The sequence below is a fragment of the Ignavibacteriales bacterium genome, assembly GCA_026390815.1.
Lineage (GTDB): Bacteria > Bacteroidota > Ignavibacteria > Ignavibacteriales > SURF-24 > JAPLFH01.
Genome location: JAPLFH010000032.1, coordinates 25,319 through 39,615 on the forward strand (window position 1 = coordinate 25,319; position 14,297 = coordinate 39,615).

The 14,297-nt window shown below is 32.5% G+C and carries 16 protein-coding genes; 2 read left to right on the forward strand and 14 right to left on the reverse strand.

Going from position 1 to position 14,297, the window contains the following annotated elements:
• Positions 1-40: 40 nt before the first annotated feature.
• From NTX22_09615 to NTX22_09630, 4 genes are all read right to left on the reverse strand, one after another.
• The gene (locus tag NTX22_09615; protein ID MCX6150769.1) at positions 41-562 is read right to left on the reverse strand and encodes a hypothetical protein; all 522 of its coding nucleotides are present in this window, start codon (positions 560-562) and stop codon (positions 41-43) included.
• Positions 552-1,262, reverse strand: coding sequence for a PspC domain-containing protein (locus NTX22_09620; GenBank protein MCX6150770.1), 711 nt, complete (start codon positions 1,260-1,262; stop codon positions 552-554). The genes NTX22_09615 and NTX22_09620 overlap by 11 nt, the downstream gene beginning before the upstream one ends.
• A 154-nt stretch (positions 1,263-1,416) precedes the next feature.
• Complete coding sequence (locus tag NTX22_09625) at positions 1,417-2,013, reverse strand: 5-formyltetrahydrofolate cyclo-ligase (GenBank protein ID MCX6150771.1); 597 nt, start codon at positions 2,011-2,013, stop codon at positions 1,417-1,419.
• A gap of 102 nt (positions 2,014-2,115) precedes the next feature.
• Positions 2,116-2,880 carry a HAMP domain-containing sensor histidine kinase gene (locus NTX22_09630; protein MCX6150772.1) on the reverse strand — a complete coding sequence of 255 codons (765 nt, stop codon included), beginning with the start codon at positions 2,878-2,880 and terminating at the stop codon, positions 2,116-2,118.
• Between the two features lie 207 nt (positions 2,881-3,087).
• On the opposite strand from NTX22_09630, the gene NTX22_09635 reads away from it, so the two are divergent.
• On the forward strand, positions 3,088-3,336 hold the full coding sequence (locus NTX22_09635) for a hypothetical protein (GenBank protein MCX6150773.1): 249 nt from the start codon (positions 3,088-3,090) through the stop codon (positions 3,334-3,336).
• Positions 3,337-3,454: 118 nt separating this feature from the next.
• Here the strand turns inward: NTX22_09635 and NTX22_09640 are convergent, their stop codons facing one another.
• The 10 genes from NTX22_09640 to NTX22_09685 all read right to left on the reverse strand — a co-directional run bounded on the left by NTX22_09640 (position 3,455) and on the right by NTX22_09685 (position 13,748).
• The gene (locus NTX22_09640) at positions 3,455-4,168 is read right to left on the reverse strand and encodes a hypothetical protein (GenBank protein ID MCX6150774.1); all 714 of its coding nucleotides are present in this window, start codon (positions 4,166-4,168) and stop codon (positions 3,455-3,457) included.
• 332 nt (positions 4,169-4,500) lie between these two features.
• Positions 4,501-5,631: an ABC transporter permease gene (locus NTX22_09645; GenBank protein ID MCX6150775.1), complete on the reverse strand. Its 1,131-nt coding sequence runs from the start codon at positions 5,629-5,631 to the stop codon at positions 4,501-4,503.
• Positions 5,632-5,665: 34 nt separating this feature from the next.
• On the reverse strand, positions 5,666-6,796 hold the full coding sequence (locus NTX22_09650; protein ID MCX6150776.1) for an ABC transporter permease: 1,131 nt from the start codon (positions 6,794-6,796) through the stop codon (positions 5,666-5,668).
• Positions 6,797-6,854: 58 nt separating this feature from the next.
• Complete coding sequence (locus NTX22_09655) at positions 6,855-7,412, reverse strand: transposase (protein ID MCX6150777.1); 558 nt, start codon at positions 7,410-7,412, stop codon at positions 6,855-6,857.
• A gap of 52 nt (positions 7,413-7,464) precedes the next feature.
• Complete coding sequence (locus tag NTX22_09660) at positions 7,465-8,391, reverse strand: ABC transporter ATP-binding protein (protein ID MCX6150778.1); 927 nt, start codon at positions 8,389-8,391, stop codon at positions 7,465-7,467.
• 331 nt (positions 8,392-8,722) lie between these two features.
• Positions 8,723-10,036, reverse strand: a complete 1,314-nt coding sequence (locus NTX22_09665; GenBank protein ID MCX6150779.1) for a TolC family protein — start codon at positions 10,034-10,036, stop codon at positions 8,723-8,725.
• A gap of 79 nt (positions 10,037-10,115) precedes the next feature.
• Positions 10,116-11,030: an ABC transporter ATP-binding protein gene (locus tag NTX22_09670; GenBank protein MCX6150780.1), complete on the reverse strand. Its 915-nt coding sequence runs from the start codon at positions 11,028-11,030 to the stop codon at positions 10,116-10,118.
• A gap of 426 nt (positions 11,031-11,456) precedes the next feature.
• Entirely contained in the window at positions 11,457-12,422 is a 966-nt protein-coding gene (locus NTX22_09675; GenBank protein MCX6150781.1) for an efflux RND transporter periplasmic adaptor subunit, read from the reverse strand.
• A complete protein-coding gene (locus tag NTX22_09680; GenBank protein MCX6150782.1) occupies positions 12,415-13,029 on the reverse strand; it encodes a TetR/AcrR family transcriptional regulator in 615 nt (204 codons plus the stop codon). Before NTX22_09680 ends, NTX22_09675 begins: the two co-directional genes overlap by 8 nt.
• A 116-nt stretch (positions 13,030-13,145) precedes the next feature.
• Complete coding sequence (locus NTX22_09685) at positions 13,146-13,748, reverse strand: class I SAM-dependent methyltransferase (GenBank protein MCX6150783.1); 603 nt, start codon at positions 13,746-13,748, stop codon at positions 13,146-13,148.
• A 159-nt stretch (positions 13,749-13,907) separates the two neighbouring features.
• Between NTX22_09685 and NTX22_09690 the strand changes: the two genes are divergently transcribed.
• Positions 13,908-14,273, forward strand: coding sequence for a co-chaperone GroES family protein (locus NTX22_09690; protein ID MCX6150784.1), 366 nt, complete (start codon positions 13,908-13,910; stop codon positions 14,271-14,273).
• Positions 14,274-14,297: the final 24 nt, after the last annotated feature.

The window sequence follows — 14,297 nt, forward strand, 5'->3', positions numbered from 1 at the left end:
ATCGAGAACGTTTAATAAAAGAAAAACTGTGCGAAGTTAGTTATTTAATAGACGTATTCTTTCTGTTCAACAAACCTATTACTCCTGTAAGAATTATTAAAACCGGATAATACTCAAGGAATAAATTCCCAAGTGTGGAAAGTGATCCGCGTACAGTATAATTTTTAGAAAGGTAAATAATAAAGACCGCAAAGAATAAAAGCGTTAGTGAACAATAAAGAATTATTACATTAGAATAATTATCGAGATATAAAATTAAAAAACAAGATCCCAGCACAAATATTATAGCTGGCAAAATAAGCGGTGCTGGAAACTTGATCGTATAATTTTCCAGAACAAATAAAAGTACACCAACCATAAAAGCCGAAGTATTAAAAAACAGGAATCCTTTTCTGTTTGTGTTAAAAGAAAAGTAAACAGACACAATACCATAAACCAAAAAAGCATATGAAAAGAATCCGGTATTACTTATTCTGATTGCTCCAATTAATTTAAGTAAGTATGCAAACCCGATTAACACAATAATTAATTTAATAATTGATTGGCTGCTTTTATTCTGCATTGTTACTACCATTTTTAATTGGGACAACAAACACCATTAATAGATAAATGATTACTCCAACACCAAGCGTTAATACTGAAAGAGCAACCCAATAAATTCTTACACTTAATACCGGAACATTTATATATTCGGCAAAACCAAGGCAAACTCCGGCAATCATTTTGTTTTGTGATGATCTAAACAAACCCGATGGTTGAATTACTTCAGAAAAAGAAAAATCAAAGCGAAGAGACAAAATAATAACCACAACAACTAAAAAAGCCGGAACTATTACCTGTTGTCTTATCCCAAAGAAACTGAAATGGTTTGATAAGCCAAAGTGTAAAAGTAGAAGGTACGTGCCCAGCAATATTAAAAAAGCTGAGAATAGAATTTTCACATTCTCCACATTCACGGAAGCAGTTAAATCATTCGTCTGGTAATTAGAGTACGGCGCTGTTTGCAGTACAATAGAAAGGATAAAATAAATTACAATTCCCCATCCACCTAAAATTAAACTAAGAATAAAAAACAACTGGAAGATTATCGGATCTAAATTAAAGTAATCTGCAAGACCGCCACAAACTCCAAAAATAATTTTGTTAGTTCGTGATCTGAACAATCTTTTTGGTTGAACTAATTTATTTTCTTCTGAAATTTTTTGCGACGCATCTTCATCAAATTCGGAATTAGATTCTTCGGGTAAATTATTTTCTTCCATAAAATATTATATCAACTTCTAAAAATTTTAGTAATAAAGTGATCGTAAAATGAAGTGTTAGTTATAATCTGTTCGTACTAAGTATAAACCAAGTTATTCTTCCAATTTTGATTTCAATCCTGATCTTCCTCTTGATCTACTTTCAACTACATTGTTAAACAAAACTAAGCTTATAAGCCTCCCTGGTGTTAATAGTTCTTCGCTCAGTAATTATTTTATCAACTCTAACATCGTGGCGGTCAGTTTCAATGCTGTCAAAAAGTTGAAATTCGAATGCAACTACATATTTAGTTGCGAATGAATTAATTAAAAGTCGGTCATAATATCCACCGCCGGAACCAACACGCTGACCTAAAAGTGAAACTGCGGTAGCCGGAACAAATATTAAATCGATATCGGATAGATCCTCATCGTAGCCAACTTGCGGTTCTAAATATCCATCACGATTTTCCACCAGGTTATCCCAACCTGTAAATTGAAAGCGTTTGAATAATTTAGCTTCTTTGTGAAGTTTTGGTAAAAAAATTTGTTTTCCCCATCCAGCAGCAAAGTTAATTATTTTCTTTGTATCCACTTCGCCAGGTTTGTTGGATATATAAATATGGATTTTCTTGGCGTAAACAAAATCATCCGCAGAAGAAAGCCTTTGAATTATTTTATCAGTTTTAATATTAACATCCTGCGGGGATATGTTTCGTTTTTTCTCTAAAACTAATTTTCTCACTTCAGATTTTGGAATTAATGGTTGCATTTCTAGTTCACTTCTTTTTGGATTTAGAACAATAAACTATTTTCAATATAATCAAAGAGAAAATTATTATAAAGATCCAACCAAACTTTGGATGGAAATATTTTAACCTTTTGGTAACATAAAGGAGAATTTTGTTCCTCTATTCGGCTCACTTTCCAAAATTAGTTTACTATTGTGTAATAGTAATAAATCATTTGTTATCAAAAGTCCCAACCCCGTTCCTCTCTCACCGGCAGTACCAATAGTAGAAAATTTGGAATCAAAGTTATTGATTTTACAAATCATTTCATTATCCATTCCAACACCTTCATCTATAACAGAAATTACCACATTTTCATTAATTACCTTCATTGCAATTTTAGCAATTCCGCCTTTATTGCTGAACTTAATTGCATTAGATATAAGATTCCCTAGTATTGCTGCAAACATATTTTCATCCGCATTAACAAAGGTGTCTTTATTTATATCAGCTATAAATTTGATTTCCTTTTTAGAAGCTTTAGATTGAAACAATAATAAAATTTTCTTCACATTTTCATAAATGTCGATCGGTTTGGGATTAAAATCAATCTTGCCGGTTTTAATTCGTGCCCAATCCAGAATATTTGTAAGCAAATCATATTGATTATGTATGGACTTATTAAGTTCGGAACTGAACCGGAATATTTCTTCCTTATTTAATGTATTTAATTCTGTTGTAAGAATTTCGGACAAACCAAGTAGCGCTTGAAAAGGACTTCTTAGATCATGAGCCAATGTAAAGAAGAACTTGTCTTTGTTGGCATTTTGCTCTTTCAGATCCTCGTTTTCTTTGTTAAGCAGTTTTATTTCTTTTAGTAATTCTTCGTTAGTAATTATATCATTCATTATTTCCCTTAATTCAATTTTACAACGGAATTTATGAAATAAAAATCATTTATTCCGTAAAAGAATCGGTTAAAGTGGATTAAATAACGAAAATTTTTTTTGGGTTTCTTTGATTTAATACAAATTTAAATTCTACAAATACTTTGGAATAAGTGAAATTAAGTATAAAACTGAATCAAACTTTACAGCGACAGTTCCTGGGAAACTATGGGCGCCGTAGGTGGTTCAATTTCAAATATTCTTATGTACAATCTGCCGGACGATTATTACTCTAATTATATTAATGTTGTTAAGAATTTATCAATCAGTGATCTTACAAACGCAGCTAAGAAAGTTGTTTTTCCTGATAAATTGGTTTGGGTAATAGTTGGAGATAAAGCAAAGATTGAAGGTCCAGTAAAGGAATTAGGTTACGAAATAAAATACATTGATGGCAATGGTAATGTAATAGAATAGAAATTGTTATTTAATTCCCACCCAATTAATTAGGACGGGAATTTTTTTAAAATAAAAAAACTCCAACCCGATAAGGAAATTCAATTCAGGCTGAAGCTAATAATAAGGAGGAGAAACTCTACACCGCCAATTTTTTTGCTAATCTTCTTTTTGCAATTGGTAAAATTGTTTCTTCAAACGGAAAATCAAGATCGCAAACCATATTAAATGTTGCCGGATTTGGCAACGTATCATATTCTTTTATCAAATTTAATTTAATAGAACTTAGTGATTCTTGTTCAACATCATTTTTCCATAAAGATTGAATTAAAGAAACTCTCATTAGTGATGAAGAATTTGTATCAAGAGAAATAAAAGGAATTTCGTAACGGTAAATCTGTTCAGAATCATTTTTTTGATTAGTTATAAAAAAGTATCCTTCATTTTTATAAAGCGGTATCAATCCAATTTCTTCAATCTGTATATTCTGTTTAACAAAACTATAAATTGCCTTTCCTTCAGTAATAATTTCCAAAATTTGCGGATGAGCCCAATTTACAAAATCAAAGACCTGGTTAACATCATTTGCAATCGCGGAATCATCCGGAAAATCTTTTTCCTTTGCCAGCGAAGTATTTGGTGTTAGCTGCGGGAAAATAATTTCCAGTTTAGTTTTTTCTTTTATAATACCATCAAGCAATTCTTCCATTTCAATAAGTTCTGAAAGAGCAGGGTATACCTTGTTTTTATGCAATTGTTCTGAATAATTCTTCAAGGTTCCAAGCAACTGATATTGACTCATTTCATAATCAGTTGCCGATGATAAAAATGTATCTAATGTTAGTTTTTTCATTTCGCTTTTCCCTTACAAATATTCTTTCTTTTGGTTGTACGCTGCTCCTATCTTATTAACAAAATTTATTCAACAATAATTGTGCTTTTAGACAAATAAATTTTAAGGAGAACATTGAAAGCAGGACAAATATTTTTAGCAAAAATTTCTAACGACATTTATAATCCTGCTTCAATATGATTATCGAAAAAAGTAAAAATAGTTTAATACCAAAAATGAGCAGTAAGATTTTGGAAGAAAACACGAGGCGAGGGTGAGTGACGAGAGATTGAGGACAAGAGCAGGTACCAAATAAATTTTAATGCTCCTATCCCCTTTTCTAAATTACTATTCTATTCTAATTTCTTTTTAAACCTTAAAGAGCTTGCTATAAGAATTGCAATTCCCATTAAGAAAAGTATTAAAGTATCCAACCAGAGATCGGAAAAGCCAATTCCTTTAAGAACTATTCCACGAAGAATTGTAATATAATACTTAAGAGGAATAACGTAAGTTATCCATTGAATAACCTGCGGCATGTTCTCAATTGGGAATGCAAAACCGGATAGATATATCATTGGCATAAGGATGCCAAACTGTGCTACCATCATTGCCTGTTGTTGTGTTTTAGAAATTGTGGAAACAAATAATCCTAATCCTAAAGTAGACAAAACAAATAATAGGGATGTAAACATTAAAAAGAAAAAACTACCCCGGATTCCAATATTGAACCAGAAAACCATAATTGTGGTAACGATAAGTACATCAATAAAACCGATGATAACAAACGGAATTAGCTTTCCGATTATTAACTGGTAAGGTTTAATAGGAGTTACAATTAACTGTTCAAGTGTTCCAATTTCTCTTTCTTTAACAACAGCCATCGACATAAGAATGGTTGTAATTACCATAAGAATTAATCCCATAATGCTTGGTACCATAAAATTACGTGTCTTCAAATCGGGATTGTACCAAATCCTAACTTCCGGGGTTAACGAACCAACAAGTAAACCTTTTCTTCCGCTCTTATCCTGAATATCGAGTAATATATTTTTTGAAAAACCAATTGTAATTGCCTGAACATACCCCAATGCAATGGAAGCTTTGTTTCCATCAGAACCATCAAATATTGCCTGGAGCTGTGTTGTTTCCCTTCTGTTTATTTTATTCTCAAAATCTTTAGGAATTACTAAAGCAGCAACTGCTTTTCCCTTATTGATAAGATCTGTTACTTGTTCATAGTTATCAGCAAAGTAATCAACAGCAAAATATCCGGAGCCTTCAAGACTTCGAACAAACTGCCGGCTTGTTTCGGATTTATCCTGATCATATACAACTGTATTAACTGTATTTACATCCATGGTTGCAGCATACCCCAGCAGTAACAATTGAAGCACCGGTGCCAGAAAAATGATTCCAAATAATTTAGGATCGCGTTTAACTTGTATAAATTCTTTTATTAAAATTGCAAATATCGTTTTCAAAATTATCTCCTAACTTTAGAATGATGATGCATAACTAAGCATTTGTAGATTTCTTATATCTGATTGTTGCTAATCCTAAAAATATGGTTGAGAAAATGATTAAGTAAATAACCTGTTGCCAAAACGCTTCAAGCCCCACTCCTTTAATTAATATATCTCTTAGAATAACAATAAAAAATTTTGCCGGAGTAATGTTTGTAAAAATCTGGACTACTACCGGCATGCTCTCTATTGGAAAAATAAATCCGGACAGTATAAAAGATGGCAGCATTGAAATAAGCGTTGCCATTTGAAATGCAACTTGCTGAGATTCGGCAATAGTAGAAACAAAAATACCTAAACTTAAAGAAGCGAAAATGAAAATCAACATTGTAATGAAAAGAAGTAATATGCTTCCTTTAATTACTATTCCAAATAAAAAATATCCTGCTATCAAAATCATCCCGGCTATCATTAAAGAAGTTATTGCATAAGGAATAGTTTTACCAATCATCAACTCGATGGCATTAACCGGTGACACATTTATTTGTTCAATTGTTCCTTGTTCTTTTTCTCTAACAATAGAAAGTGAAATTGAAATGACAGAAGTTATTATCATAATCATTGCAATTAAGCCTGGAATAAGAAATGTTGTTGACTTCAAATCGGGATTGAACCAAAAAACCGGTTGTAAATCAATTGGTACATAAGAACTTTTTCCGGTTACTGCCAAGTACTCTTTAGAAAATTTTTGCGAGTAATCCCGTGTTGCAGCATTCATATAATTCATTATAATAGTTGCAGTGTTTCCATTTACTCCATCAACTAAAACCTGCACTTTAGTATCGTTTTTGGAATAAATATCGTGCGATGTTTCTTTTGAAACCACAATCACGCATTGTGCTTTCTGCCCGTCAAGATATTCCTTTATCTGATAGTCGTTATTTAGGGAACCAACCAAATCAAAATAATTTGAGCTTGTTAATGCATTTATAAATTCACGGGAGTTGGAAGATTTATCTTTGTCATAAATTGCAACTTTAATATGATGAACATCGAAATTTATAGCATAGCCAAAAATTACCAGCAGTAAAACTGGAAACAGAAAGAGTACCATCAGCATCCTAACATCTCTTTTAAGTTGCCTTATTTCTTTTTTTGCTATTGCTTTAATTCTATTAAACATGTTTTCCCTTACAACCTTCGAGGTTCAACAAACCTCGAAGATTATTGTCTTTTTTTAGTTAAAATAAAATTGAATAATCAAATCTTTCTTCTTTCTGAATAAGGAGATTCTTAAAATCCGCGACCTTGTCAAATATCTTTAGTATTTCAGATGTATCTGTTACTATAGATGAATAAGAAAAATATTCTTTTGCTGAAGAATATTCCCAGTCTTCTGGCAAGTATACTAAACCGGATCTAACTGGATTATTTACAATATATTTGAAAAGTGTTATGTAATGGTTTTTATCTATTATTAATTTACTTTTTGTTCGTCCTTGAAATAAAACCCCCGTTCTTCCATACCTTTTATTTGTTCCTTTAGTGTAAGCGTTGGTTAAATCTCCAATAAACTTTCCGATTTCATGCTCAGTGGTAATCTGTTTTACAAACAAATGAAAATGATTTGGCATTAAACAATAACAAAGTATTTTCACGGAATATTTTAATTTATACTCCACCATCTTTCTTAAGAAATACACATAATCACTTTTATCACTAAATATTTTATCCTTGTTTACACCCTGGTTATAAAGATGATGATAAGTGTTCATATGATAATATTTTGGGCTTTCCATATTTTTTGTCCCAATAGAACCTTCAAGGTTTTAAGAACCTTGAAGGTTGGTGTTATTTGCTATCCTTTTCTAAAAGGTGAATAAAAACATCTTCAAGTGTTGGAACAATTTTATCCACCCGTTTTGTGGAAATTGAATTAAGCAGCAGGACATCAAAAATCTGCCTTTCATCAATATACCCTTCATTAACAGCCAGATGGATATTGTTGCCGAAGATAGAAACTTCATCAACAAAATTTTCTTTCTCAAGAATCTCAAGTGCAGCCACCGGTTTATCACATTCAACTTGCAGTATTGTTCCTTTCAGATAATTTGTTTTTAATTCTTTTGAATTTCCTTCGGCTATCAATTTACCGGCATTAATTAAAATAATATTATTACAGAATTCTGCTTCTTCAAGATAATGCGTTGTAACAAATACAGTTGTTCCTTCGGCAGAAAGATCGTTAATCAGATCCCAGAAATTTCTTCTGGAAATTGGATCAACTCCGCTTGTAGGCTCATCAAGAAAAACAATTTTTGGTTGATGAATAACTGCGGTACCAAGAGCGAGTCTCTGTTTTATTCCACCGGGTAATGAAGCGGTTAATGTGTTTTCTTTTCCTTCAAGATTTGCGACCTTAAGAACCCATTTTTTTCTTTCATTCAGCTTGTGATTATATAAACCATAAACTCCACCAAAAAAATTAATGTTTTCCTCAACTGTAAGATCATTATAAAGTGAAAAACGCTGAGACATATAACCGATATTTTTCTTAACCATATCGGGTTCTTTTTTAATGCTGTACCCGCCAACCAAAGCATCTCCGCTGGTTGGTTCTATAATTCCGCACAGCATTCTTATTGTTGTAGATTTACCAGCGCCGTTTGCACCAAGGAATCCAAATATTTCACCCTCCTTAACATTAAAGGAAATATTATCAACCGAGATGAACTTGCCGAATTTCTTTGTTAGGTTTTTTATTTCAATTGAATACATTCGTTAATTAATTATCCTTTTAATTTTTGAAGAAGCCAGGAGACAGAAGTAAGGAGTCTGTTAGAAAATAATTTATTCATTTTCCACATTCCCTGCTTGATTTAATATTGCTTTCGAATATGCATATACTAAATGAAAAGTGGTTTTCCTAAAATAGGTATACTGGTATAGGGTATAGGGCATAAGGTAAATATCCATGCTTTATACCATTATACCTTTATATCCTTATACCCTGCATCTCCATAAAGCATAACTTATTTAAAGGAACTGAAAACCAAGTTATTTCAAGTATATACGCTTTTAATTCTGCCTTCTGACTTCTGTCTTCTATTTAATAAATTTTTCTTCCAACTGATTTTTCTAACCTGGACTTTGCTAACTGGTAATCCACCAATGCCGTATTGTTGTTTGTTTCTGCTAGAAGAACCGACGCTTCAGCATCGATCAAATCAGTGCTGGTTGCCAACTGAGCATTGTATTTTTCTTTTATCGATCTGTAATTCTCTTTTGCTTGTTCAAGACTTGTTCTGCTAACAGAAATTTTTTCTGCTGCACGTTGATAAGTTAAATAATTCTGATATACTTCAATCTCCACCGCTTCATTTAATTGTGCAAGAGAAGTTTCTGTTTGAATCTTTGTTTGTTCTGCCTGTGCAGTTTGGGATGAAGTGAATCCCCAATTCCACAAATCCCAGTTAAGTGCCACACCAACATCCCAGGTATCTTTGAATTTATCCTGTGTTGGTAAAATGCGTTGATTTGGTCGGTTGTAATAAAAATTTCCGGAGAGATAAATCGATGGAAACCAACCAGAATTAGCCGCAGTAATTCCATTTTCGCTTGCTTCCAGGCGATACTGCATTGCTTTCAATTCATTTCTGTTTTCTTTAGCTTCCTGAAAAAGATCATCCAATTTATAATTTGCCTGCTCAGAATTAATATCTTTTATATCAATTTCCGTTGGCGTTTCAAGAGGAATACCAAGCGCCTGGTTAAATACCATTCGCGCAATATCTAAATTATTCTGTCCATCAATCTGCATTAATTTTGTATTGGAATATTGGACTTCGAGCTTTAACATATCATTCTTTGTAACCAACTCATTCTCTAAAAAGTTTTTCGTATCCTGCAAATGTTTTTCTGTTTGAACAAGGTTTTCATTGATATAATCTATTTGCTGCTGAGCTTTATAATAATTCCAGAATGCAGTTTGAATCTTGAAAGCTGCTTCATTTATATCTTTTATCAATTCCAGTTCAGTTGCCTGATTATTTAGTTTGGCAGCACTGCGAATGGATGTTAATCTAAATCCTGTGAACAGAGGCTGCTGAAGCGATAACTTCATTGTGTAATTATTTAATATTACGTCAGACAATCTTATTGGAGTTGGGGAGAATGGTACTTTAACTTCAAAGGGAGGAATATCACTTAACCGTGAATATCCAGCCTGGAATTTTAACTGCGGCAAAAGCTGCGATGTTGTTTCAGTTATTTTAGCATCGGTACTAACAACTTTGGAGCGGGAAATTTTCAAATCCTTGCTGTTCTTTAAACCCAGTTCAATACTTTCCTTTAAGGTAAATTTTTGTGCCTGGGCAAATAATCCAATCGCTAAAAACATATTTAAAATGATCAACTTTTTCATTTTCCATTTTCCTCAAATTTCATTTTCTTTGTTCAAGTGAATCAATAATAATATTTTAATCCTGCAATAATTCTTTAATCTAATTTGCTTCTTTAATCAGGTGCATAAAAACATTTTCCAGCGAAGGTGTAATAGATCTAACATCCATTACTGAAATATTATTTTCCGTCAGAAGTTTTTCCAAAGCGCTGCAATCGTTTTTACAGTTATCTACAACAACATTTAACCGGTCCCCAAACATCTGTACTTCAAAATCCGTCTTTTCTTTGATGATGGCATATGCCGCTCTAATAGGATTACATACAATTTCAACCACATCTTTATCAAGAGCCGATTTTACTTTTTGTGGAGTATCGAAGCTGATAATTTCCCCTTTGTTCATAAGTGCAACGCGGTTGCAACGTTCGGCTTCATCAAGATAAGGTGTAGACATAAAAATTGTAATTCCTTCTTTTAACAAACTTGCAAGAATTTTCCAGAAGTCGCGGCGCGAGACCGGATCCACACCAGTAGTTGGTTCATCAAGAAAAATAATGCTCGGTTTATGAATAAGCGTGCAGGCTAATGCAAGTTTCTGTTTCATTCCGCCCGATAGTTTTCCGGCAAGCCGTGTGCGGAATGGAGTTAACCTTGTAAACTCAAGCAGTTCGTTCCTTCTTTCTTTGTAATTTTTTACACCGTGAATGTCTGCAAAAAATTCTATGTTCTCATCAACCGTCAAATCTCCATAAAGACTAAACTTTTGTGAAAGGTAACCAATTTGATTTTTAATTTTACTTTTATTTTTTTTCAAATCCATACCAAGAATTTCTATGTTCCCTTCATCCTGTGTTAGCAAGCTGCACAATATTCTGATCGTAGTTGTTTTTCCAGCGCCATCTGGTCCAACTAAGCCAAACATCTCTCCACTTTCTACATCCAAGGATATTCCGTTTATTGCCTTAACTTCCCCAAAACTTTTTTTAAGGTTTTCTATTTTAATTGCTGAATTCATTTTATCCTTATTGCAAAATTGCAGGATTGCAAAATTTCAAAATTATTTTACTCTTCACTTTTTGATTCTTTCGCGTAAATATTTTATAAAATTTGAAAATTGTGCTGCAATTAATGTTAAAATTAAAATGACCATTAAACTTCCAACTTTTATTACAATTCTTTTAAAACTGTTATGCCAACACTTGGTTTATTTTTAATATTCTTAGTCTTTTCGAAGAGATAAGCGTAACACGGTCAATTTCAATTCTTCTTTTACTTTCACGAAAAGTTTGAGATTATAAATTGGTTTAATAAAAATCAATGAACCTTTCAAATTTTCAATCTTCATTCCTGCTTCCTTTTATATTCTTTACAGAATTGCTGCATACCATTTAAATTTTCCAATCTTGCAATCTTGCAATCTTGTAATTTTGTAATCTTGTAATTAAAGTTTTATAATCGCATCTGCCGGCATACCAGGTTTCAAATCAAAGCTGGGATTTTTTATTTTAATCTTAACTGCAAAAACAAGTTTTGTTCTTTCATCTTTAGTTTGGATATTTTTTGGTGTAAACTCAGCTTCCGGAGAGATGAAAATTACTTCTCCTTCAAATATTTTATCCTTGAATGCATCAACAGAAACATCAGCATTTTGACCAAGTTTAACCAAGCCCAGTTCTTCCTCGGAAACATAAATCACCAGGTCGACTGTGCTTAAATCTGATATCTTGAATAAAGAAGATAGCGGATTAACCATTTCACCGATCTCAACAAATTTCTTTACAATAAATCCACCCATTGGCGCTACCACACTGCAATCTTTAATATTCTTTTTAAATAAGTCAACACTGGATTCCGATTTTTTAAAATTTGCCTCTGCCTGCTGCAGTTCTTCGGGTCTTGCCAGATTCTTGATCTTCCTTAAATTCTCTTTTGCAGAATTAAATTGGGCTTTAGTGATTTCAAATTTTGCAATAGCATCTTCATATTGTTTCTTTGTTATAGATTTTGATTCATACAAACTTTGCATTCTAACTTTATCTTTCTCAGCTAAGCCAAAGTTAATTTCAGCTTGATTCAACACTTCTTCAACTTGTTTTATGTCCTCAGTTCTGGCACCATTTTTCAACATAGCATATTGTGCTGAAGATAAATCTCTTCCTGCTATTGCTTGCTTTAATTGTATATCAAGTAATTCGTGATCAATCACCAAAAGTGTATCTCCTTTTTTAACCATGGTTCCTTCATCAACATTTAGGGAACTCACTTGTCCGGAGGATTTTGAACTTACAATAATATTTGTTGCTTCAATTGTACCTGATGCTTCGATAGTTTTTAGGTTATTTCCTTTTCCACAACCCAAAATAAACATCGAAATAATAAATGCTGATAATATAAATATCTTATTCATTGTCTAATCCTTTGATTGATTGATTAAATAATTTCTTGCCTTTATCTGTTAGAATACCGTTAAGAATAATTCTGAAAGTAAACTCCATTGCTTCCTTAAATGTAAATTTATTGTTCATTACAAATGTAGGATTGATTACTGCTCGTATTGATGAAATATAAATTGTCATTATAATTTCAATTGGGAAATCAATAATAAATCCTTCCTTCTTTCCTTGGTTAACAATAAGTGTAAAGAATTGATTAATCTGTTTTGTTCTGAATTCATCTATACCAGCCCATATTTTAGGTAAATGTTTTTGCAGATCAACCATCATTCTTTCATCTACTTTTGCGAATACTTCTCCCACGGTTCTTAAGAGTCCGATAATTTTAACAACTGCATTCTCATCGGATTTAATTATTTCTTTCACTCTATCTCGCATATTTTCTCTTAATTGAAGAGAAACTTCTTCCACAAGTTTTTCTTTGGAAGGAAAGTATTTATAGATTGTTTTTTTGCTCATTCTTAACTCTGAAGCAATTTCATCCATGGAGACTTTATAAAATCCTCCAGTTAGAAATTTCTGGTGAGCGTAGTTTAGTATTTTGTTTTTATCTTCATCCATCATTACCTCTGGAAACTATTTTAGTTTTTCTGGTTTCTAAAATAACAAACGGAAACTATTTTGTCAAGAGCAGTTTCCATCTTTTTACAAAAAAACTTCGGAAGTAACAAAAAGTGTTATTCGGTAGTTTTAATTCCAACAAAACGAATTACAGCCGCTTTTCCCAAATGGTGTTTCCCTTCGTTAATGTTCAGAGATTCTTTGCTAAGCTTCTTAAAATCAAGATCGATAAAATCTACGACGATATCCTCAAGCGAATAAAGCAAAGCGACGTCCTTCGGTCCTCCGGAGCTGTATTTGATTTGCTCCTTTTCAAATACTTCCAGAATTAACGCCCCATCTTTCTTTAATGCCTTAAAAATTTTTTTGTGTACTGCTTTGCGTAGTTCTTCCTCTAGATGCAGGTAAATTATTCCCACAGCGTCATAATAATTTTCAACTGGTACAAAATCGATTAAGTTCTGTACATTATAATTTAAGACAACATCATTTTCCTTTGCAAGAATAAGTGCTTTCCGTTTTGCTGATTCGCTAAAATCAACTGCATCCACCTGCCAGCCAAGTTTAGCTGCATAAACAGCATTTCTTCCTTCACCTTCACCAATCAACAGCAGATTACCAGGATTTAGCTTTTCAATCTCCTGCTTAAAAAATTCGTTGGGCTCTTTGCCGTAAACAAATTCTTCGGTTGAATATCTTTCATTCCAAAATTTTTCCATTTCCAGAAATTCCTAAATTAATTATTGCTTTACCCGTTAACAAAATAACACAATTTGGCGTTCAACATTGCATATACACTTTAAGATATATTAAAACATTACCATAGCAATTCTATTTTTTTCTGAATATTTTTAGGTCGTAAAAGTAACGGAATAAAGTTGGTTAACATTCAGAAAATAATTGTAGTAGGCGACCGCGTTTTAATTAAACCGGAAGAAAATTTAGATAAAACGAATAGCGGTTTATACTTACCTCCAAATGTACAGGAAAAAGAAAAAGTTCAGTCTGGTTATATTTTGAAGGTTGGTCCCGGTTATCCGGTGGCAGCAAATATGGATGAGGATGAACCCTGGAAGGAAAAGAAAAACTCCGCCAAATATATTCCACTCCAAGCAAAGGATGGCGATCTTGCTGTATTTCTTCGCAAGGAAGCTATTGAAATAGAAGTTGAAAAAGAAAGACTCCTTATCGTTCCGCAATCTGCCGTCCTTTTATTGTTCAGAGAGGATATGCTTAATTATTAAAAAGACTACCATGAAACGACTGAT

Excerpts from the sequence above, each read along its gene's own strand:
- NTX22_09615 (MCX6150769.1), bottom strand. The coding sequence starts at position 562 with ATGCAGAATAAAAGCAGCCAATCAATTATTAAATTAATTATTGTGTTA.
- NTX22_09620 (MCX6150770.1), bottom strand. The coding sequence starts at position 1,262 with ATGGAAGAAAATAATTTACCCGAAGAATCTAATTCCGAATTTGATGAA.
- NTX22_09625 (MCX6150771.1), bottom strand. The coding sequence starts at position 2,013 with ATGCAACCATTAATTCCAAAATCTGAAGTGAGAAAATTAGTTTTAGAG.
- NTX22_09630 (MCX6150772.1), bottom strand. The coding sequence starts at position 2,880 with ATGAATGATATAATTACTAACGAAGAATTACTAAAAGAAATAAAACTG.
- NTX22_09635 (MCX6150773.1), top strand. The coding sequence starts at position 3,088 with ATGGGCGCCGTAGGTGGTTCAATTTCAAATATTCTTATGTACAATCTG.
- NTX22_09640 (MCX6150774.1), bottom strand. The coding sequence starts at position 4,168 with ATGAAAAAACTAACATTAGATACATTTTTATCATCGGCAACTGATTAT.
- NTX22_09650 (MCX6150776.1), bottom strand. The coding sequence starts at position 6,796 with ATGTTTAATAGAATTAAAGCAATAGCAAAAAAAGAAATAAGGCAACTT.
- NTX22_09655 (MCX6150777.1), bottom strand. The coding sequence starts at position 7,412 with ATGGAAAGCCCAAAATATTATCATATGAACACTTATCATCATCTTTAT.
- NTX22_09660 (MCX6150778.1), bottom strand. The coding sequence starts at position 8,391 with ATGTATTCAATTGAAATAAAAAACCTAACAAAGAAATTCGGCAAGTTC.
- NTX22_09665 (MCX6150779.1), bottom strand. The coding sequence starts at position 10,036 with ATGAAAAAGTTGATCATTTTAAATATGTTTTTAGCGATTGGATTATTT.
- NTX22_09670 (MCX6150780.1), bottom strand. The coding sequence starts at position 11,030 with ATGAATTCAGCAATTAAAATAGAAAACCTTAAAAAAAGTTTTGGGGAA.
- NTX22_09675 (MCX6150781.1), bottom strand. The coding sequence starts at position 12,422 with ATGAATAAGATATTTATATTATCAGCATTTATTATTTCGATGTTTATT.
- NTX22_09680 (MCX6150782.1), bottom strand. The coding sequence starts at position 13,029 with ATGGATGAAGATAAAAACAAAATACTAAACTACGCTCACCAGAAATTT.
- NTX22_09685 (MCX6150783.1), bottom strand. The coding sequence starts at position 13,748 with ATGGAAAAATTTTGGAATGAAAGATATTCAACCGAAGAATTTGTTTAC.